Source organism: Kocuria sp., assembly GCF_030538595.1.
Classification (GTDB): Bacteria; Actinomycetota; Actinomycetes; order Actinomycetales; family Micrococcaceae; genus Kocuria.
The window spans coordinates 82260-103051 of the sequence record NZ_JAUNTS010000001.1 but is presented as its reverse complement, the minus strand read 5'-3'; the positions used below and the strand labels follow the sequence as shown (position 1 = coordinate 103051).

The window sequence follows — 20792 nt, the reverse complement described above, 5'->3', positions numbered from 1 at the left end:
GCCCCCTGGGCGGGGTCAGTCTGGGTGGGGTCAGCTACAGTGATGGGCTGCCCCATTCCGCGCCAACACTTCCAGGAGTAACCACCATGCGCACCGAACAACAAGCCCTCAAGATTTCCCTGGTGGCGGTGTTGGTTCTGTCCGCTTTGGGGATCGGATTCGGGCTGGTTTCCGGGTCCTTTGCCATCATGTTTGACGGAGTGTTCTCCCTGGTGGACGCTGTCATGTCTGTGGTGTCCATCATGTTGGCGGGACTGATCGCCAAATCCGCCAGCAACACGCTTTCTCGCCGGACACAGGACCGTTTCAACATGGGTTTCTGGCATTTTGAGCCCCTGGTGTTGGCGGTCAATGCCTTGATGATGATTTCGGTGACGGCCTATGCCCTCTTTCAGGCCATTTCGTCACTCTTGACGGGTGGCCGGGAGATCAATTTTGGTCCGGCGGTGGGTTACGCGGCCGTCGTCGTGGTGATCACCCTGGTCATCGGTGTGGTGGAACACCGCGCCAACAGGCGCATCCAGTCAGCTTTGGTGGCCATGGACGTCAAGGGGTGGCTCATGGCCGGTGGGGTGACCGGCGCATTGCTGATCGCCTTTGTGCTTGGCATGTTCCTGGAAGGCACCCAGGCGGAATGGCTGATGCCCTACGTGGATCCGGCGGTCCTGACTGTGGTGGCGATGGTGCTGCTGCCCGTTCCCTTCACGGTCCTGCGGAAATCGGTGGCTGAAATTGCTTTGGTGACCCCAGCAGATCTGCAGCAGCAAGCCCAAGAGGTGGCAGCCGCCGTGGCGCAGCAGGAAGGCTTGCCGCATTACCGCGCCTATGCCTCGCGGCAGGGGCGCGCGCGAACCATTGACATTGTGTTTTACGCCGAACCGGGCATGGCGCCGCGCCCCCTGGAGGATTGGGACCGAATCCGCGACGACGTTCGCGCTCGCCTTGACGGCCATGATCCACACAGCTGGATCACGGTTTCCTTCACCACCAAGGCTCCGCCGACCGTCCCCGCCTGAGACAACATGGCGCCCCTGTTTTGCCTTGTCCAGCGTTTCCCCGTAGAGGATGTGATTGCGGAAATCCCGCGTCACCCCTGAAATGTGGGACGATCCGCAATGTGTCGCATAGCGACATATTGCAATCTATGTGAGCGCATCCTTTACCGTAATGGAAATTCGGAGTTCTGCCACTCCGAAAGGACGCGTTGTGGCGCGCTCATGGGGGAGTGGGGGTATGGGCTGTGGGGCCAAAAGCTCGGCGAAGACTGGCGCCGAACTTGGATGAGGGGATGGTGGTGGCTGTGCTGGATCAATTGGAGCGGGGAGGCAAGGTCTCCTTCTCCGCAGCCAGGCATCGCCACGTGTGGATGTTGATTGTTCTGGTGCTGCTCACAGCACTGCTGCTGATGGTGGCCGTCACGGTGGTGGTGATGTCTGGAGGTCTCCAGACGGCCGTCCGTGAACCGGGGTTCTGGGCCGCCTTGGTGGTGGCGCTTGCCGCCGGGGCTGCCAGCGTGACCGCCGTTTCCGGCGTTCGAGCGCGGGAGCGCCTGGTGATCACTCAGGGTGGCTTCTTCACTGAGGTCAGACGCGTGGGCCCGCGTACCCGTGGAGATTCGGTGCGTTGGGTGGACGTGGATGAAATCTGGATTCGGTGGTTCGGGGCTTTCCGCCCATCCTCTGCGACTTTGTTGGCGTGTTACACCCTGACCCCGGAGGCTGAGCTCTCCGCGCGCCGTGCGCTGGGGCCGCGCCGGGAAGCCATGCGCCGCAGTGATTCATTTGCGGGTGTGGAGGTGCACTCACTCCCGCAGCAATTTGGCCGCCAGCAGCTTGAAGTCCTGGAGATCATGCGCCGCGCTCATCAGCTGTACGGGCCGAATGCGGTGGCCGGGCAGGAACAAGCTCTAACCCCTAATTGAGAATCATTCGCAATAGCGATTAGGGTGTGGTCATGATGAACCGCACCCGTACCGTCACACTGACCTCCGTCCTGGCCGCAACGGCCCTCATGATGACTGCCTGCAGCACCGGCGCTGGTAGCAGCACCCCTGATGCTCGTGGCACAACCGACACATCAGCTGCCTCTGCGGAGGGTTCTGCACAGGCAGGAGAGTCACGCCAGGAAGTTGCTGCCCTGACCCCGCGCATTTTTGTGACCTACGACGGCGGTGTGCTGGCTCTGGACGGCAACACGGGTGAGGTGCAGGGCGCCGTGGAAACCCCCGGTTTCCTACGGCTCAACCATGCCGGCGACGGGCGGCACCTGATGGTTACCGGTGGGGACCAATTCAGGGTTCTGGATTCCGGACTGATCACCCGTGAGCACGGCGATCACGACCACTATTACCAGCAGGATCCGGCATGGACCGGGGCGGCATTTGAGGCATCGGAAGCGGGTCACGTGGTGAGTCACCACGGTCGTACGGCGCTGTTCGCGGATGGAACGGGTCAAGTTCAGGTGGTGGAGACGTCGGCCTTTGGTGAAAATGCCGAGTCCGTGGCCAACGATGCCGAGAGCAAGAATTACTTGACCGAGTACACAACGCAGGACAGCCATCACGGTGTGGCCATACCGATTTCTGACGGTGGACTGCTGGTCACGCAGGGCACTGAACAGTCCCGTCACACCATTCAAGCCCTGGATGCCCAGGGCAACGTGACGGCACAGACCACGGATTGCCCCGGGGTGCACGGTGAAGCTGTGGTGACCGGGGCTGACCACGGAGGCCAGGGTGGCGACGTCGTCAGTTTTGGGTGCGAGAACGGGCCCGTGGTGTTCCGTGATGGCCAGTTCCACAAAGTCGCGGTGCCCCAGAGCTATCAGCGTTCCGGTAATCAGTTTGCTGCTCCGGGGTCGCCCGTGGTGCTCACGGATTACAAAGTGGATGCGGATGCTGAATTGGAGCGGCCCACGCGGGTGGGGTTGCTGGACACCAGGAGCGATCAGATGACCACGGTGGACTTGGGTTCCCCGTACTGGTTCCGTTCCTTGGCTCGCGGTGCCGAGGGGCAAGGTGTGGTGCTCACCTATGACGGCCAACTCAACATCATTGACCCCCAGACCGGGGAGATCACTGAGCGGGTGGAGGTCACCGAACCGTGGGAGGAGAACGAAAACTGGCAACAGCCCGGCCCAGCAGTGCAGGTCAGCGGCGCTTACGCCTATGTCACGGAGCCTGCCCGGCAGAAACTGCATGTGGTCAACGTGCAGACCGGCACCGTGGTGGACACCTTTGATCTGCCGGAAACCCCGAATGAACTGGCCGTGGTCAACGGCGTCAAGAAGTCTGACTGATCACACCGCGCCTCACCCGCGGAATCTGCGTGGCTCTCAGACCGTTGTACCCACATGCGTGCAATGACTTATGACCAGTACGGCAGCAATGAAGTTCTTGATCTGGCTGAAATTGACCAGCCCAAGGTTGGTCCGGGTGAGGTTCGGATCAGGGTCACCCGCGCAGCGGTGAATCCCGTGGACTGGAAGCTGATGGCGGGGGGCTTGGATGTCCTGATGGACAGTCACTTTCCCGTGATTCCGGGGTGGGACGTGGCCGGTGTGGTGGATGCTGTGGGCCCGGACGTGCCCGAATTCAGCGCTGGTGACCGGGTGGCCGCCTACGCGCGCAAGCAAATCAACCAGGCAGGCACCTTTGCGGAGTACGTGACGGTATGGGCCGATCACGTGGCCCATGTCCCGGATTCGGTGTCCGACGACGTCGCAGCCGCCTTGCCGCTCACGGGCCTGACCGCACTGCGGACGTTGGAAACCCTGGAAGTTGGTACGGGGGACCGGTTGCTGATTCACGCCGCCTCCGGCGGGGTGGGGTACCTGGCCACCCAAATGGCACTGGCACGCGGCGCTGAAGTGGTGGGAACGGCATCACGGGCAAACCACGAAAAGTTACGGGAACTGGGTGCTGTCCCGGTGGCCTACGGTGATGAGCTTCAAGCGACCTTGACGCAGCTCAACCCCGATGGCTTTGACGCCGTGGCTGATTTTGCGGGAGAGACCCTGAGCGTGAGCCAGGTCGTTGTCCGCGACGGCGCAGCTCTGGCCTCCATTGCCGATCCTGCCTATGTCCAAGCGGGCGGCAGCTGGGTGTGGGTGCGTCCGGATGGTGCCCGCTTGGAATTACTGCTGTCCATGGTGGAGGACGGCGCGCTGGATGTTGCCATTGATCGCACTTTTGAGCTCGATGAGGTGGCGCAGGCTTTCGCTTACAACCAGCAGGGCAGCGGCACGGGCAAGATTCTGATTCGAGTGGCGGACTAATCCAGATCGGGTAGCTGATCCAGGATGTGGTGAACCTGGGTGGTGATGACTTCCGGGTCCGTGAACATCACCTGATGGTGGGAGTTGGCAGCGGGCACAAAGTACCCGTTGGGTGCGCTGTCTGCTGATCGCCGGTGGGCGGCGTTCAGCTCCCGCCGCAAACGCCCCAGGAGCGGAAGGCGCACGGGCTTGGTGCCGGAAATCAGGATCACCGGATAGGTGCCCAGCTGGGGCGAACGCGCATGGAGCCGTTGCATCTGCTGCGTGTACGGGCGATCTTCCGCCACCAGGGTGCGCGCCGCACGGTGCGTGAAGTCTTCCCGAGCGTGGTCATGAGCCACGGCAGGCGGTTGATGGCGCCCCGGCGAGAGCCGTGGTCCCACCAGTCGGTACAAACCCACCGCTGCCACGGCGGGCAAAATCCAATGGAAGATGGTGCGTTGCCATGCCGGGTCCGGGCGAATGTCCGTGGTCCAGTGCTCATCACTTTGATCCACCAGGATCAGCCCGGCCACGTGGTGGAGATTCCGAGCCGCCAGGGTCCGCACAATGGGTCCACCCCAACTGTGTCCAACCAGGACAAACGGCCCCTGCCCCAACGCGGACAGCAGATCGCTGAGGTCATCTGCCAGTTGATGGAGCGTGCGCCGATGCGGTGAGTCCGGGCTGCGGCCCAACCCCGCGCGATCATAGACAACCACACGGGCCTGCCCCCGAATGGTGGGGGCCACCAATCCCCAGATGTTGCGGGAAAAACCCATGCCGGACTCAAAAACCACGGTGACGGGGCCGCGTCCGCGGCTCATGTAGTACAAGAGACGCCCGTCCCGCGTGGTAGCCCAGTGCTCTTCCCCCAGCGGGTGTACCGCTGCATGGTGATCCATGGGATGTAGGGTGCGCTGCACTCGGCACCGGGGTCAACTCAGCAGGGACGGACGTGGACCAACTCCCCAGGGGTGGAGGCCAACTTCCCCGGAGCGGGCAGAGTGATGGTGCAGGGACGGAGCGTGTACCGGGTGTGGGTGCGGACGGTAAGGAAAGCCTCAGCTGAATGATCTGAATTACCTGATGAAACGCCGGAAGTCCTGAAATATGGTCATGTCAACCATTGCGGGCCTTTAGCATTGCGACATGCACATTCAGTTGCCGTTTGAATCATCGGTCTTTTCCTCAGTGGGGGATCTTCCGCTGCACCCGCTGGTAGTTCACATTGCAGTGGTGCTCTTGCCGCTGTCCGCCCTGATGCTGTTGCTGGCGGCCTTTGTACCGGCCGTACGCAGGCGTTTCCTGGGGCTCGGGGTGATCGGGGCGATCATCGGAGTGGCGGCCACCTACATCTCCAAAGAATCCGGTGAAGCGCTGGCGCAAACCGTGGGGGAGCCGCAATCCCACGCGCAGTGGGGGGATCGCTTGATGGTGGTCTCCGTGATCTTCCTGGTGCTGGCCGTGGTGTGGTGGACAGTGGCCCGCCGCTCCACTGCGCGCGCCGCCACCGCGGACTCCTCAGCCTCACGTTCCGGCGGGGGATTGGCCGCCATCTTGGGTTTCATCACGGCGGCTCTGTCCGTGGCAGTCATTGTGCTGGCTGTCCTCACCGGCCATTCGGGTGCCCAGGCGGTTTGGGGTGGCACGGTTGGCGCCGCCACCTCCAGCAGCACCGACGACGCCGCCAGTGCCTCCGCCGTATCCCAACCAGCTACGGCGGATGCAACAGCTTCCTCAGCAACAGCCGCGGGCTACACCATGTCCGATGTGGAAGAACACTCCAGTTCCTCGGACTGCTGGGCCGCAGTGGACAACAATGTCTATGACCTCACGGATTGGATTGCTCAGCATCCGGGTGGGCAGAGTGCCATCACCGGTCTGTGCGGCACTGACGCCACCGATGCCTTTGCCCGTCAACACGGTAACAATGACGAAGCCAAGGCCGCTCTGGCAGAACATCAGATCGGAACATTGAACTCCTGACAGACTGGCCCCATGGCCTCCTCACGCAAGACCGATTCCGGCGCCGCTGCCACCGTTCACGAGGCAGCGGACCCGGCAGGCCGCGGTGGCCTTCACCTGGTGATCATCCTGGTGGGGGTTGCCGCGGCCTTGTTGGCGCTCCAGGGCATCACGCATTATGCGGCGCTGGTTGCCCCGGTGTTTTTTGCCATCAACATGGTGATCATTGTCCATCCGCTGCACGCCTGGCTGGTACGGGTTCACCACTGGCCCACCTGGGCAGCCGCAGCGGTGTCCCTGGTGACAGTTTTGGTGGCCCTGGTGGCCTTCTTCTACTCCATCGGCTGGGCCATCTTTGCTCTCATCCGCGAACTGCCCTCCTACTCAGGGCAGTTTGAAGTGATGTGGACCGACCTGCTGAATTGGCTAGGTCAGTTCGGTGTCACCACTGAGGGTGTTGCCGCCAATCTGCAAAATAATGTGAGCAACATTGTGAGTTTCTCCACGGATTGGTTGGTAGGTGTTGCCTCCAACATCAGCGGCGTTGCGGCCATGATGGCTGTGATAGTCACGGTCCTGTTCTTCCTCACCATGGATTCCATGACCATCACCCGCCGGATGCGGGTGATCATCCGGCAGAAACCAGCCACCGCACGTGCCCTGCTGAACTTTGCGGCCGGCGTGCGCCGGTACTGGGTGGTCACCACAATTTTTGGTCTGATTGTGGCTCTGATGGATTTGGGTTACCTGGTGATCCTGGGTGTTCCACTGGCCGGTGTATGGGCGGTGCTGGCTTTTGTGTCCAATTACATTCCGAATATCGGGTTCATCATCGGTATGGTGCCACCGGCTTTGATGGCCCTGCTGGATGGAGGGTGGACGGACGCACTGCTTGTGGTGATTGGATTCAGCGTCATCAACGTGGTCATGCAGTCCTTCATTCAACCCAAGTTCACCGGCGACGCCGTTGGTGTGACCCCCACAGTTTCCTTCATCTCAGTGTTGCTGTGGGCTGCCGTGCTGGGGCCGTTGGGGGCCCTGTTGGCGCTGCCCGCAACGCTGTTGGTCAAGGCACTGCTGATTGATCCCAACCCGCAGGCCCGCTTTGTCAACGCACTGATTGCGGCAACACCGGAGGATGGACTGCCATCCCACCAAGCCAATGCCGCCCGTGCTGCGCAGGGTCGATTGGCCCGGTGGATCAGCGGTACACGGCGCAAAGTAGCGGTCACCGCCCCTGAACAGGGGCTTCCGCAGACCGCCGAAGACCCAGGGGAACCCGTTGATGGCTCCGCGGAGGTTACTGATCGTCCTGAATCCTGATGGTTTTGGCCGCCTGTAGTGCGGCAAAACGATCAGGTGTGGCGGTCAGGAGAATCACCTGAGCAACGGAGCCGGCGGCTTGAAGGGCAGCTGCCATGCTGATGAGCCGACCAGGATCCGAGTGGCCCAGTGTGTCATCCAGGACCACGGGGACGCCGTCGTTGGCGTCTACCAGCGTGGCCACGGCAAGGCGAATGAGCACATCCAGCTGTTCCTGGGCGCCCGTGGAAAGAGCTGTCACGTCCAACCACGTTCCGTGGAGACTCCGGCGCGTGATGGTGAGATCATCGGCCAATTCCACCTGGAAGGTGGGACCAAAAACAGTGCGACCCAACTGTTCCAGTTGGTGCCGGAACGGTGCGTTGTATTTCCGGTGCGCCTCCGCCTGGAAGTGTTCCAGGGTGTCGGCCAGAAGTTTGGCGGCGGCAGCACGGCGCAAGTAACTGGTGAGTTCCCGGTCCAAGGCGTCCCGTTGGGTCAGGGCGCTGTCAAATTCGCGCTGCATGGCATCCCGGTTCAAGCCTTCCAAGGCGCCCTCTGCGCGGGATTGGGTGGCACGTGCTGCCTCCAGGGTGTCCTTGGCGGTGGCCACACGCTGCCTGTGCCCCCGAGCTTGCAGCAGGACGCCGTCTGCGTCTCCGGCGCTCCACTGTGCCTCCAGCCGATCACGGTGGGCACGCAGTTGATCCAGATGTTGTAGCTGGGCATGGTGAGTTTTCTCCAACTCACCATCTGGCTTGTCCTGCCGTGCCTGAGTCAACCGTTGCGTCAGTTCCTTCTGGCGGTGCTGTGTTGAATCCCGGTGTGTCCTGGCTTGGGCCAGGACCAACTGCGCTTGCTGGGCAGATTTCTCCGCATCCGCAAAGACCTGCTCACTGCGGGTCACGGCATCCTGCGCATCTGCCCAGTCCGCTTCAGCGCTGGCGACCGCCACACGCAATGCTTCAGGGTCCGCCCCCTCCGGCAGCGGCAGCAAGGAGACTTCCTGTTCATCCGTTGTAGCTGCCAGATCGGATGCGGAGACAGGTTGGAGAGCAGCCGTTCCGGTGCTGGATTCCACGTCCGTGTGGCCAGCTGTGGCTGCCCCTGTGTCTGCTCCGTTCTGGCCCGTTTCATGAGGGCCGTGAGTGGCACGGGCCGTGGTGCGTCCCCGCAACGACGCGATCTCTGAGCGCAGGGCACTTTCCTCTTGTCCCCGCAGCACCAGGGCTCGACGTTGCTCCCAGGAAGCCAATGTGTCAGCGTGCTGGCGATCCTCCTGGTGATGGCGGTGGGCAGTCTCCCGCGAATCCACACCGGCCGCAGCCAGAAGAGCATCCATGGCGTCCTGGGCAGCTTCAACTGTGGCACGCCGGTCATGAAGGCCGTCCTCTGGCTCCACCAAGATCTGCAAGTGGTCCGGAAGTTCCACCAGCAAGGGCTCTGTGACGGCCCGTTGCACGGGGTGTTGCGGGTCCAGGGTGGTGGGGATGCCCTCCACGGTGACCGTGGTTTCGGCATGCAATGCCGTGAGCGTCACCTGTGCTGATCCTGCATCCAGCTGAGTTTGCGCCAACTCCACTGCCCGTTGTGCTCGATCCAGAGCCTCCACTTGGTCGGTGGTGATGCCACTGACTTGATAGGTGGACAGAGTTGCGGCTTCCGCCCTGAGCTCGTCCAACTGGCGCGCCACCGTTTCCAATTCCGCCAGCCGATGAGCATCAGAGGCTTGCCGCTCAGCAGCGCGAGCCGCTTTTTCACGTCTGCGCGCCGCGAGCTCGGAGTCTCTGTCCCGTCCCAGCCGACGCCGCGCCTGCGCCGCGAGTTCATCTGCTTGTGCGGCAGCTCCGGACTGTTCTGCCAGGGACGCTTCCAACTCCGTCAGCAGTTCCCTGGCAGCTTGGACCTCTTGAACCAGTACCTGGCGAGCCGTCCACTCCGCACGTGAATGCTCGGTGCGCAGTTGCACCTGCTCCAGTTCTTGCTCCGCGTGCGTGCGTTGGTTCCGCAGCTGCTCCACCTCGGCCGCGGCAGTTTCAGCATGAGCCAGATCCTCCCGAGCGCGCTTGTCTGTTTCACGGGCAGCCTGGGTGTCCGCAGCAGCCCGGTCAAAGGCGGCAACGGATTGAGTGATCCGATCCAATTCAGCCTGGGCACTGTCAACCCGCTGCACCGCTTGGTCAAAACGACGCCGGAGGGCTGCGGTGTCGGACTTTTCCCGGCCCTGTTCCGTGAAGTATTTTGCCCGTTCCGCCTGCGCGGCCTGCAAGACCGTCAACGACGACGAATCGTCCTGTTCAGTGGTTTCCGACCCGGCTTCCAAAGCCCGCCGCAGACTGGCAGAGCCTTTGAAATCTTGGGCGCGGTGCCCCGATTGCAGCACACGCAGGGCATGCCACAGAGTCAGATCACTACGCTCCATGAGCTGCCGTACGGCGTCGTGAGCCTCCCGACCTGTGGTTTTGTGGCCCTTTTTGGGGCCGGAGAGGTATTCGAGTTCGGCCCCGGGCTGCAACCACCACCGTTTCCCGTACCGCAGACGTTGGTTGTCCAGCGTCAGTTCGGCTTCAACAGCCACTCCCACATCCCGGCCCTGGGGGCGAGCGGCTTTGGTGTGTTTGTTCTTGGCGGTGGGCAATTGATCCAACAACAGATCCAGCGCTTCAATCACGGATGACTTGCCAGTTTCGTTCTGGCCCACCAACACGGTCACACCGTGTTCGGCAAAGTCGACGCGACGGTTTTCCACGCCTTTGAAGTTGGTCAGTTCAATGCTGTGCAGTCTCATGCGCGCACGCCCCCGGCAAAACGAATCAAGAGGCGCAGAGCATCTTGGGCGGCAGGGTCACCATCATTCTGGCTACGTGCCATCAGCTCCTCCAAGGTTTGCTGAACGTAGCCACCCCATTGGGCCTGGGCGAGTTCGGCGTTGTCAGGAACCACAGCCAACTCTGTGTGCCGCTCCCACTGCTGCACGGAGGCAAAAAGCTCATGCCGCTGTTCCAGGATCTCATCCAAATGGGCATGTTCAGAGACGGTCAACGATCCCGTGAACGCTGTTTTGAGGATGATGTTCTCCTTGGGGTCCAAGGCATCCATGGCATCAGCAAGTTCCTGTAAGTCCGCAGCGGTGTTCAGCTGCCGCTCGATCACCACGTGTTGCCAACTGCCCACGGGAAGCGACGTGATGGACGGCGCGTGGCCCGGCTCCAACTCAACCTCCAGCACCTGTCCCCGGCCCGGTTCCCGGAAGTCCGTGCTTTCGTGGGTTCCTGAGTAGTGAATGGCACCGTGGCTATCTTCTGGCCAGCGAATATGGCGATCTCCCAAGGCCACGTAGTGAATCTGCCCTGCCGCAAGTGCAGCCTCCAGGGGCGCGCGGCGCACCATGACGGGTGAGGTCTTGTCCGGTTCCAGCTCCTCCAACATCCCGTGACCCACCACAATGCGCACGGTCCCGTCTGCCGGAATCCCGGCCAGCGAGCCGGCCACCGGGTCAGAGTCCGGGCGTTTGGAGGACCAGGGAGCCGCCACCAGCTCAACATCTGAGGCAACGGGCCATGTGCCCACACGATCCAGGACGGTCACGTTGGCCGGTAACAGTTCTTGGACCAGCGGAGAGCTCCACATGGACCCGGTTCCCAAGGGATCGTGATTACCAGGTAGCAGGAAAACGGGAACTGCTTGAGACCCCATGGCTTCCATGGCTCTCCCAATGTCCTGCCGCCCCAGGTTGGGGTGTTCAAACACGTCTCCGGCCACCACCACGAAGTCACAGTGGCGTTGATGAGCCAGTTCCAGGATTCGGCGCACGGTCCGGATGCGGTCTGCCGTGAACCGCGGTTGGGCATCAGCATCCAGGTAGTGACGGGTCATGCCCAACTGCCAGTCACTGGTGTGGATGAAACGAACCACGGGAACCTCCTGATGTGAACCACTGAACCTGGACCGGGCATGGGCTCCGCAGAGCTGGCCCGTCCGGTGAAACCGAGCCTAAAGGAGGGCTCCGACATCACAGCGCCACTTCCGAATCGGTGCCCGGAGAGCACCCGGAGAACAACCGGAAAGCACCCCGGACGCCGCATCCGGAACGCACGGGGGAACGGCCGACTGCCATCCTGAGCAGTTGCGCTGTCAGTCAGGGGTGCCAGACTGAAAGCCATCGGAGGTGCACGTTGCCCGGGCCCCTGCCGGAGCCCGGGGTGAAATCACCGGTGGACAACAGCTCTGGCGAACAGTCATGAGCCAGCTGTGGACAGTGATTGGTCAACCGTGGGAAGGAGTCACCGTGGAAATTGCTTTGGTGCTGGGATCAGGTGGCGCACGCGGTTATGCCCACATTGGTGTGATTGATGAACTCCTGCACCGTGGACATCAGATTGTCTCCATTGCAGGGTGTTCCATGGGGGCGCTGGTGGGCGGCATGTATGCAGCCGGCGCGCTGGAGGATTTCAGGGCGTTTGTGGAACCGCTGAAGCGTAGCGAGGTTTTCCGGTACGCGGACCTGTCCGTGTCAGGTCCGGGGTTGTTCAAATCCGACCGGCTCATGGACAAGCTGCATTCCTTGATCGGGGACATCCGTATTGAGGAGCTTCCCATTCCCTACACGGCCGTGGCCACGGATCTGACCAATCGCCGTGAGGTCTGGTTCCATGACGGTCCGCTGCTGACCGCGGTCCGGGCTTCCATTGCCATTCCCACGGCCATCACTCCCGTGGTGTACCGGGGGCGTCTGCTGGCGGATGGTGGGATTCTGAATCCGTTGCCGGTGGATGCCTCCTCCCATTTCATCTCGGAGGCCACCGTGGCGGTGTCCCTGTTCGGCCGTAACAGACCTGGTTTGGGTCAACAGAGCGTGGACACCGGATTGCACACGGAGCAGGGCCCCACCAGTCAAGATGAGCAGATTGATCCGCCAACGGAGGATCTGCTCACGCTGCCTGACGGTGTGGCGGCGCCATCTCCATCCGGTGGTCGGGGGTCGCAAGGCGGCTCCGGTGCGTCGCCGTCGTCTGCGTCCATGTCTGCCGGATTGGCAGGTCGGTGGCGAGAGCGCGTGGCCCAACCGTGGCGGGAGTCAGCAGCTTTTCTGCGCACACGCAAACAGGATGGTGCGGAGGACCACGCGGAGAGCCGGTGGCTGGGCGGGCGGCATTCCGGCAAACCTGGACCGGAGTGGTCCAGCGCCTTTGAGGCTCTGCCCAAGGACCTGTCAACCGTGGACATGATGGTTTCCGCCTTGGAGGTCATGCAGACGGCCATTGAACTGCCCCGTCTTGCTGTCCAACCCCCAGATGTTTTGGTCTCCGTACCCTCGGATGTCTGTGCCACTTTTGATTTTGACCGTGCCCAAGAAGTCATTGCCGTGGGGCGTCGCATGGCTGTGGAGGCATTGGACCGCGCTGGATTATGACCAGCTGGAATGTAACCTGAAGAATACTGATGAACCGTCCCCATCCTTGACCCTTTGGAGGCAGCGATGTCCCAGCACCCCGCCGGCAACACGCCGGGCCAAACCCCGTGGCAAGAGCCATCCGGCCAGCAGAATCCAGCGGCCGGTCAACAGCCCGTGCAGAATGCCCCGGCTTCGCAATCGCCGCAGACCCCCCAGGAGACGCGGCCTGCTGAGAACCGTCGGCGCAATACCAGCCCGGAGGCCGAGCGGCCGGTGGCGCAGGACAACCGTGCCGCACAGCCGCAGCCCGAGCTTGATCCAGCATTGGACGGACGTGCCAGGGGAGGAGCCACAGGCGCCACCTGGGTGGCTCTGATCATTGGTTTGGTACTGCTGGTACTCCTGTTGGTGTTCGTCCTGCAGAACATGAACGACGTCTTGATTTCCTACATGGCCTGGGAGTTCAACTTGCCACTGGGGGTGGCCATGCTGCTGGCCGCCGTGGCCGGTGGTTTGATCATGGCCATGGTGGGTTCCATCCGATTGATTGTGGTCACCCGCCGTCTGCACAAGCTGGAGAAAGAACGGGAGTCGATCAAGCGCACCCTGCGCTGAGCGGTCGGCCCACCGTGACCGGTGTTGTGGGGATCATCAATCCCGCTCGCCGTCATGCCACTGCGGTGCGGGAAACGTTGATTCAACAGTGCCGCGCGGCGGGATGGCCGGAGCCTGAGATCGTGCACACCACGGTGGCGGAACCGGGGCGCGCGCAGGCTCAGTGGGCCGTGGAACGGGGTGCGCAGCGTGTGGTGGTGGTGGGCGGTGACGGCACGGTACGTCAGGTAGCCGCAGGGCTGAAATCCACCCAGGCCGTACTTGGAATCATCCCCACCGGAACAGCCAACCTCTTTGCCTTGAATCTGGGGTTAGCTGCCACGCGGGTGACGGGACGCACCTGGGTGCAACGTGCCGTGCACCGTGCGTTGCATGAGGCCCCACAACTTCATGATGTCCCGGAACTGACCTGGCGCATCCACCCCACCGCAGAACCGGGGGCGCAGGGCACCGCTGCGGGGAGGGTGCAGCGGCCAAGGGTCAATACCGCGGTATCCAAGGATGCTCGGCAACAGACCACGTGGCAGAGTCAGTCTTTCTTGGCGGCCGCAGGGGTGGGCCACCATGCCACTGCGGTGGCCGAAACCTCCGAGGCCACCAAAGGCAAGCTCGGGTGGATGGCTTACCTGCGTACCGGGGCACGTCACCTGGCGGCCACTGCGCAGGACTACACCCTCAGTGTGGACGGGGCAGCGAGCCGGCACGTGACCGCCTGGTCTGTTCTGTGGGGCAACACCTCCCGGATTCCAGCCGGAATCTCCGTGTTCCCAGAAGCAGATCCACAAAATGGTCATCTGGAAATGCTGCTGAGCACCCCGGCCAGACTCACTGACTGGGCAGGGGTTGCCTTCCACGGGCTGCGTGGCAAGGCAAAAGATGCGCGAGCCTTGACCTACCGCACCGTGGATTCAGCAGTGCTGCGCACACCTTGTCCGGTGGCGCTGCAAGTTGACGGCGATTTCCTGGGGCTCACCACGGAAGTTCACGTCCGCGTGGAGCCACGTTGCCTGTGGGTGGCCGTACCCGCACAGCAGCGGCCCCACCCCAGTCCCGGTCCACCACCTGTCCACCACACGCAGCACAGCAATTGACGGTGGCCGGTCAATGGCCCGTTACGCTGTGTCCCGACTCAGGACACAGCACAGCCCAGAGCCGACCCCACAACCCGATACCGACCGCGATGCCTCACCAAGGAGCACCATGAGCGCCAGCATGACCCCCACTTTGATGTTTGCCAATGACCAGCACGGTCACGCTGAGGCCGCTTTGGAGCTGTGGATTTCGGCATTCCCCAATTCCAGCCTGGGCTGGATCAACCGCTGGGAAGAGGGCGCGGGGGAGGAGACCCCCGGCACCGTGATGCAGGCCGAGGCCGTGATTGCCGGTGTACCTGTGCGGGTCATGGACAGCGCCCATGCCCATCAGTTCGGCTTCAGCCCCGCGCACTCCTACACCGTGGAATGCGACACGGAGGAGGAGGTGGACCACGCGTGGTCCACGCTGACGGAAGGTGGTCAGGTTCTCATGGAACTGGGGGAGTATCCGTTCAGCCCCAAGTTTGGCTGGTGCGCGGATCGCTACGGCATCAACTGGCAGATCTCCGTCCCCATGGAACGCGGGCAGGATGCCGAAGATCGCGCTGACTCCCAGGCGCACGCCTGAGTAAACCGGCGCACCCGGCGCAACACCCGGTACGACGACGACGCCCCGGGTTCCCGAGAAAGTACGGGAACCCGGGGCGTCGTGGTGACAAGCTCACCCGCAGCTAGGTGCTCAGCCCTTCATGCCGTCGATCACGGCGTTGAACGTGGCGGAGGGGCGCATGACGGCAAAGGCCTTCTCGTCCACGGGCTGGTAGTACCCGCCGATCTGAGCGGGAGTGCCCTGCACGGCCAGCAGTTCTTCCGCAATGACCTGCTCGTTGTCGCTCAGGGCAGCGGCCACGTCCTTGAAGGCGGCAGCCAGTTCGGCGTCCTCAGTCTGCTGCGCCAACTCCTGGGCCCAGTAGAGGGCAAGGTAGAAGTGGGAGCCCCGGTTGTCGATCTCCCCGGCCTTGCGGGACGGGGACTTGTTTTCGTCCAGGAAGCGGCCGGTGGCGGCATCCAAGGCATCCGCCAGCACCTGGGCGCGGGGGTTGTCATACCGAGAGGCCAGATGCTCAAAGGAGGCTGCCAGGGCCAAGAACTCACCCAGAGAGTCCCAGCGCAGGTGGTTTTCCTCCACCAACTGCTGGACGTGCTTGGGTGCGGAGCCGCCGGCGCCGGTCTCGAACAGGCCACCGCCGTTCATCAGCGGCACGATCGAGAGCATCTTGGCGGAAGTGCCCAGTTCCAGGATGGGGAACAGGTCCGTGAGGTAGTCACGCAACACGTTGCCCGTGACGGAAATGGTGTCTTCACCGCGGCGGATGCGCTCGATGGAGAACTTGGTGGCCTCCACGGGGGAGAGGATGCGAATGTCCAGGCCCTCCGTGTCCTCATCAGCAAGGTAGGTGTTGACCTTCTCGATCAGGTTGCGGTCGTGGGCGCGGGACTCATCCAACCAGAACACGGCGGGCATCCCGGATTCACGGGAACGGCGCACGGCCAGCTGGACCCAGTCCTTGATGGGTGCATCCTTGGTCTGGCAGGCGCGCCAGATGTCCCCGGCCTCCACGGTGTGGGACAGCAGCACGTCACCAGCGCTGTTGACCACTTCAACCACACCGTTTGCGGGGATCTCAAAGGTTTTGTCGTGAGAGCCGTACTCCTCGGCCTTCTGAGCCATGAGCCCCACGTTGGGCACGGTGCCCATGGTGGTGGGATCGTAGGCACCGTTGGCGCGGCAGTCCTCGATCACAGCCTGGTACACGCCGGCGTAGGAGGAATCCGGCAGCACGGCCAGGGTGTCTTCCTCGGTGTCGTCCTTGGACCACATGTGACCGGAGGTGCGGATCATGGCGGGCATGGAAGCATCCACGATCACATCGGAGGGCACGTGCAGGTTGGTGATCCCCTTGTGGGAGTTCACGTAGGCAAGCGCGGGGCCTTCTGCAAGACCCTTTTCAATCCCGGCACGCACGGCAGCGGCGTCGTCGTCATCCAGGGCGTCCAGTCCGGAAAGAATGGCCCCCAGGCCATCGTTGGGGGAGAGCCCGGCGGCAGCCAGTTGAACCCCGTGCTGCTCAAAGACCTCCGGGAAGAAAGCCTTGACCACGTGACCAAAGATGATGGGGTCGGAGACCTTCATCATGGTGGCCTTCAGATGCACGGAGAACAGCACACCTTCTTCCTTGGCCCGGGCCACCTGCTCTGCAAGGAAGGCGTCCAGGGCACGTGCGGACATGAAGGTGGCATCCAGAACCTCACCGGCCAGAACGGGGAAGGAATCTTTGAGCACCGTGGTGTTGCCGGAGGTGTCCCGCAGGCGGATCTGCACGGTGTCATCAGCGGGGATGACCACAGAAGCCTCATTGGCGCGGAAATCATCCACCCCCATGGTGGCCACATTGGTCTTGGAATCCGCGCTCCAAGCACCCATCCGGTGCGGGTTCTTCTTGGCGTAGTTCTTCACAGCCTTGGGGGCACGACGGTCTGAGTTGCCTTCACGCAGCACCGGGTTGACGGCCGAACCCTTGACCTTGTCATAACGAGCACGGGTATCCCGTTCCTCATCGGTCTGGGGGTCCTCCGGGTAGTCCGGGAGGTCATAACCCTGAGACTGGAGCTCTTTGACCGCTGCTTTGAGCTGCGGCACCGATGCGGAGATGTTCGGCAGCTTCACAATGTTGGCTTCAGGAGTTTTGGCCAGTTCGCCCAACTCGGTCAGGGCGTCCCCAATGCGCTGATCTTCGGACAGACGCTCCGGGAACTGGGCGATGATGCGACCAGCCAACGAAATGTCCCGGGTCTCCACCTCAACACCGGCCGCGGTGGCAAAAGCCTCCACAATCGGCTTGAAAGAGTAGGTGGCCATCAACGGGGCTTCGTCAGTCTTGGTCCAGATGATCTTGGGCATATGAGTCGGTACTCCCTTGTGTGCGACGTCATGCGTCCTGCGCCGGCCAGATCAAATGCCGCGCGGAATACAGGATGCGATCAGCCTCAAACTTACCCGATTCCGCTCCCGTGGCCACGTTCAGCGGACCCGTGTGACCGTCCACCGTCAGCGGATCATCAGGGTTGACGCGCCCTGTCCAAAGGTTTGTGGGGCACAGTGGTCATCAATTGATTCACTCGTGTGTTCTGGAGGTTCACGTGATCTGGCGTTGGTTGGTCAATGCACTTGCGGTTGCCGCTGCAACCTGGTTGGTACCTGGGATTTACATCACGGACAGCAGCGTGGGGGCCCAAGTGTTGGCCATTGTGGCGGTGGCGGCAGTTCTGGGGGCGCTCAACGCCGTGGTCAAACCCATTTTCACGTTCCTCACCGGGTGTCTGGTGATCCTCAGTTTTGGGCTGTTCCTGATCGTGATCAACGCGATCATGCTGCTGGTGGCATCGGCCATCATGGGTTGGTTTGGTGGCGCTTGGCACGTGGATGGTTTTTGGCCAGCCGCAGTTCTGGGCTCGCTGGTCATTTCCGTGGTGAGCCTGATCCTGGGCATGTTTGAACCGCAGCGCGGTGTGGCCCGCGGGGATTCGGTGCAGCAATACCGCTGACGACGACGCCGCTCGGCGTGGTTGGCTCAGGCCGGTGTTCATTGCTCAGGTAAACCCTGGGAGGTCAGGGTCGGTGGAGGGGCAGAGCAGTTGGTGGCGGGTCAGAGCATGAGCACCAGGCTGAGGGCCATGACCAGCATTCCAGCCACCAGACCGTAAATGCAGAGGTGATGGCCGCCGTATTTCTCTGCGGTGGGCAGGAGTTTGTCCAGAGAAATGAAGACCATGATCCCGGCCACCGCGGCAAAAACGACGCCGAACAGGGTGCCCGTGAGGAATGGGGCCAGGATGGCGAATCCCAGGAGCGCGCCGACCGGTTCTGCCAGTCCGGAGAGGAAAGCCAACCCCGCGGCTTTCGTGCGGGAACCGGTGGCTTGATACACGGGCACTGCCACGGCAATGCCTTCCGGGATGTTGTGCAGCGCGATTGCGATGGCAATGGGAACGGCCAGCGTGGGGTCGGCCAGGGCGGTCATGAAGGTGGCAAAACCTTCGGGGAAATTGTGGATGGCAATGGCCAGAGCGGTCATCAGTCCCATGCGCAGCAGGGCACGTTCGGCGGTGCTGGTGCTGGTCGTGGTGGTGGCACCTGGCTGCGTCTGGACGGCTTGCCTGGTTTCCGGGTGGATGTCCGCGGCGTCGTAGGTGAATTCGTGGGGATTCGCTGATGCGGACACCAGCCGGTCGATCACGGCTATCAGGGCGATCCCGCCAAAAAATCCGGCCACCATGGCCCACGCGCCGGGGCGTTGGCCCAGATCTGTGGCCAGGAACTCCAGTGCTTTGGGCATGATCTCCAAGAAAGAGACATAGAGCATCACGCCGGCCGAAAAGCCCAGGCTCACCGCCAGAAATTTTGCGTTCGAGCGGCTGGCGATCAGCGCGATCAAGCCGCCTACTCCGGTGGCCAATCCAGCCAGCAGAGTCAGCGTGAAGGCCACGCCCATGGTGCCGCTGAATTCGCTCAGCAGTGCACTGTCCAAAACCCCATCCACCACGTACGCGGCGCCGGAACTACAGGTAACGAACGGGGTCGAAGGCGTCCAGGTCGATGATCCGCAGACGCGGCAGTGGGGCGTTGAAAGCCTCAAAATCGTCTTCCAGATCCACGATCTCCAAGCCCTCCTCCTCCAGATCATGAAGACCTGCGGAGAGCAGCTCGCGGAAGCACAACACGGAAACCTTGCGACCGTCAGCAAGCAGAGCTCGCAACTGGTCCACAAAGTCAATGTCATGGGTGGCCAACACCACGTCACCGTGGCCCTGTTCCAGGATGGCATCCAGGGTGCGTTGGATACCTACATCCACCACCTTGACCCGTGCCGGGCCGGAGAGCGGGACCACCTGGTAGTCAAAACCACGCAGAGCGGCCACAAAGCTGAACGGCAAGTGCCCATTGGAGCCGTTGAGGAAGAACAAGCCCTTGGTGCGCTGGTCCCACAGCCTGCGGGCACCCTGCATGACCCGTTCCCATCGCGGGCGCTCATCCGGACGCGGTTTGCGCTCCAGCAAGGACATGCCCAGCGTGGCGTCAATGTTCTCCCCGTCCACCACCAGGTAGGTCACCGGATCGGATGGCGCAGGCGTGCCATGGGAGTCCGCAGCTGCGGTGCGGTCGGCCGGGTTGGTCTCTGGCTGCGCAGCGTAGGGGGCGGCAACCTCCGGATCATGCTCGTTCATGTCAGGAAGCCTACGGGAGGGTTGGCCTTGCCGTCGCTTTTGAGGGGTTTTAGCAGCACTCGGGGTGCCAACCCGGAGAGTGCCCGGCGGTCATCGGCACAGACAGAGCAAGCCATTCATTAAAAAGGGGTATAAAACAGTGGGTTCTAACGGGTGTTGAGCGTCACAATCGGTGGTTAGGGTGGGTGACATGAGTCAGCACAGCCCCGCACGTCTCCGCTCCGATCTCTCCCGTCTGGAGCGCGAAACTGAGCAGTACCTCTCCACCGTGGAGTCTTTTCACGACCATGAATTCACTCACCCCTCCCTGTGCGACGGCTGGAGCAGAGCCGATGTGGTGGCCCACGTGGCGGTGGTGTCCCGGCGTTTGGTGCGTCTGATCGACTGGGCTGAAACGGGAAACCAGCAAGCGCCCTACGACTCCGCGGAGGAACGTGCGCAGCTCATTGCTGAGACCGCTGCCCTGTCTCCGGCTGAACTCAAAGCTGAAGCGCGTGCAGCCATTCAGTTCTTCTTGGAGAATGCACCGCGACTGTTGGCCGAACCGGCGGTGGAAGAATTGGCCTTGGGGCGCAAGCGTTTTGCCCCGCATCAACTACCCGGCGTGATGGTCACGGAAATTGTGCTGCATCACGCTGACTTGGACACCCAGTGGGAGATTGAGGAAGCTGACCCTGATTCCGTGCGGGATGCCCTGGAGGCTGCCGTGCGCACCATGCAGGTCAAGAATGCTCCCGGTATGCACATTGTGACTGATGAGCGCGATGAGTGGACCGTGGGGGACGGTGCCCTGCGGGTGGAAGGCGACCGGGAGGGCATCTTGGCGTGGTTGGCCCGCGGGGATGCTGAGAATGTGTACCTACCGGAGGGCGTGGAAGCACCGGAGCTACCAGCTTGGTGACCCGGTTGACCTATAGGCGACTGAGCGTGGCCGGTAG

General features: G+C 62.4%; 18 protein-coding genes. 12 read left to right on the top strand and 6 right to left on the bottom strand.

Annotated elements, in window-relative coordinates; all coding sequences use genetic code 11:
* Positions 1-86: 86 nt before the first annotated feature.
* From Q4G32_RS00440 to Q4G32_RS00425, 4 genes are all read left to right on the top strand, one after another.
* Entirely contained in the window at positions 87-1016 is a 930-nt protein-coding gene (locus tag Q4G32_RS00440; protein WP_303348419.1) for a cation diffusion facilitator family transporter, read from the top strand.
* Positions 1017-1276: 260 nt separating this feature from the next.
* Positions 1277-1921, top strand: a complete 645-nt coding sequence (locus Q4G32_RS00435; RefSeq protein ID WP_303348418.1) for a hypothetical protein — start codon at positions 1277-1279, stop codon at positions 1919-1921.
* 32 nt (positions 1922-1953) lie between these two features.
* Entirely contained in the window at positions 1954-3297 is a 1344-nt protein-coding gene (locus Q4G32_RS00430; protein ID WP_303348417.1) for a hypothetical protein, read from the top strand.
* 63 nt (positions 3298-3360) lie between these two features.
* Complete coding sequence (locus Q4G32_RS00425) at positions 3361-4275, top strand: NADP-dependent oxidoreductase (protein WP_303348416.1); 915 nt, start codon at positions 3361-3363, stop codon at positions 4273-4275.
* Here Q4G32_RS00425 and Q4G32_RS00420 read toward each other — a convergent pair.
* Positions 4272-5159: an alpha/beta fold hydrolase gene (locus Q4G32_RS00420; RefSeq protein WP_303348415.1), complete on the bottom strand. Its 888-nt coding sequence runs from the start codon at positions 5157-5159 to the stop codon at positions 4272-4274. The genes Q4G32_RS00425 and Q4G32_RS00420 overlap by 4 nt on opposite strands.
* A 247-nt stretch (positions 5160-5406) precedes the next feature.
* Here Q4G32_RS00420 and Q4G32_RS00415 point away from each other — a divergent pair, with 247 nt between their 5' ends.
* Together Q4G32_RS00415 and Q4G32_RS00410 are read left to right on the top strand one after the other, a co-directional pair.
* Entirely contained in the window at positions 5407-6243 is an 837-nt protein-coding gene (locus tag Q4G32_RS00415; RefSeq protein ID WP_303348414.1) for a cytochrome b5-like heme/steroid binding domain-containing protein, read from the top strand.
* A 12-nt stretch (positions 6244-6255) separates the two neighbouring features.
* Positions 6256-7545 carry an AI-2E family transporter gene (locus tag Q4G32_RS00410; protein ID WP_303348413.1) on the top strand — a complete coding sequence of 430 codons (1290 nt, stop codon included), beginning with the start codon at positions 6256-6258 and terminating at the stop codon, positions 7543-7545.
* On the opposite strand, the gene Q4G32_RS00405 is transcribed toward Q4G32_RS00410, so the two are convergent.
* Positions 7523-10312: an AAA family ATPase gene (locus tag Q4G32_RS00405; RefSeq protein ID WP_303348412.1), complete on the bottom strand. Its 2790-nt coding sequence runs from the start codon at positions 10310-10312 to the stop codon at positions 7523-7525. The genes Q4G32_RS00410 and Q4G32_RS00405 overlap by 23 nt on opposite strands.
* Positions 10309-11439: a metallophosphoesterase family protein gene (locus tag Q4G32_RS00400; RefSeq protein ID WP_303348411.1), complete on the bottom strand. Its 1131-nt coding sequence runs from the start codon at positions 11437-11439 to the stop codon at positions 10309-10311. Before Q4G32_RS00400 ends, Q4G32_RS00405 begins: the two co-directional genes overlap by 4 nt.
* 373 nt (positions 11440-11812) lie before the next feature.
* Between Q4G32_RS00400 and Q4G32_RS00395 the strand changes: the two genes are divergently transcribed.
* The 4 genes from Q4G32_RS00395 to Q4G32_RS00380 all read left to right on the top strand — a co-directional run bounded on the left by Q4G32_RS00395 (position 11813) and on the right by Q4G32_RS00380 (position 15196).
* A complete protein-coding gene (locus Q4G32_RS00395) occupies positions 11813-12937 on the top strand; it encodes a patatin-like phospholipase family protein (protein WP_303348410.1) in 1125 nt (374 codons plus the stop codon).
* A gap of 66 nt (positions 12938-13003) precedes the next feature.
* A complete protein-coding gene (locus Q4G32_RS00390; protein WP_303348409.1) occupies positions 13004-13534 on the top strand; it encodes a LapA family protein in 531 nt (176 codons plus the stop codon).
* Between the two features lie 14 nt (positions 13535-13548).
* Positions 13549-14625, top strand: coding sequence for a diacylglycerol/lipid kinase family protein (locus Q4G32_RS00385; protein ID WP_303348408.1), 1077 nt, complete (start codon positions 13549-13551; stop codon positions 14623-14625).
* 109 nt (positions 14626-14734) lie between these two features.
* Positions 14735-15196 (top strand): VOC family protein, encoded by a 462-nt coding sequence (locus tag Q4G32_RS00380; RefSeq protein ID WP_303348407.1) that lies wholly within the window; start codon positions 14735-14737, stop codon positions 15194-15196.
* Positions 15197-15307: 111 nt separating this feature from the next.
* Here Q4G32_RS00380 and Q4G32_RS00375 read toward each other — a convergent pair whose 3' ends face one another.
* A complete protein-coding gene (locus tag Q4G32_RS00375; RefSeq protein ID WP_303348406.1) occupies positions 15308-17530 on the bottom strand; it encodes an NADP-dependent isocitrate dehydrogenase in 2223 nt (740 codons plus the stop codon).
* Positions 17531-17769: 239 nt separating this feature from the next.
* Here Q4G32_RS00375 and Q4G32_RS00370 point away from each other — a divergent pair, with 239 nt between their 5' ends.
* On the top strand, positions 17770-18174 hold the full coding sequence (locus tag Q4G32_RS00370) for a phage holin family protein (protein WP_303348405.1): 405 nt from the start codon (positions 17770-17772) through the stop codon (positions 18172-18174).
* A 101-nt stretch (positions 18175-18275) separates the two neighbouring features.
* Here Q4G32_RS00370 and zupT read toward each other — a convergent pair whose 3' ends face one another.
* On the bottom strand, positions 18276-19157 hold the full coding sequence (gene zupT, locus Q4G32_RS00365; RefSeq protein WP_368660341.1) for a zinc transporter ZupT: 882 nt from the start codon (positions 19155-19157) through the stop codon (positions 18276-18278).
* Between the two features lie 31 nt (positions 19158-19188).
* A complete protein-coding gene (locus Q4G32_RS00360) occupies positions 19189-19854 on the bottom strand; it encodes an NYN domain-containing protein (protein ID WP_441327433.1) in 666 nt (221 codons plus the stop codon).
* A 190-nt stretch (positions 19855-20044) separates the two neighbouring features.
* On the opposite strand from Q4G32_RS00360, the gene Q4G32_RS00355 reads away from it, so the two are divergent.
* Positions 20045-20755, top strand: coding sequence for a maleylpyruvate isomerase family mycothiol-dependent enzyme (locus tag Q4G32_RS00355; RefSeq protein WP_303348404.1), 711 nt, complete (start codon positions 20045-20047; stop codon positions 20753-20755).
* Positions 20756-20792 lie beyond the last annotated feature (37 nt).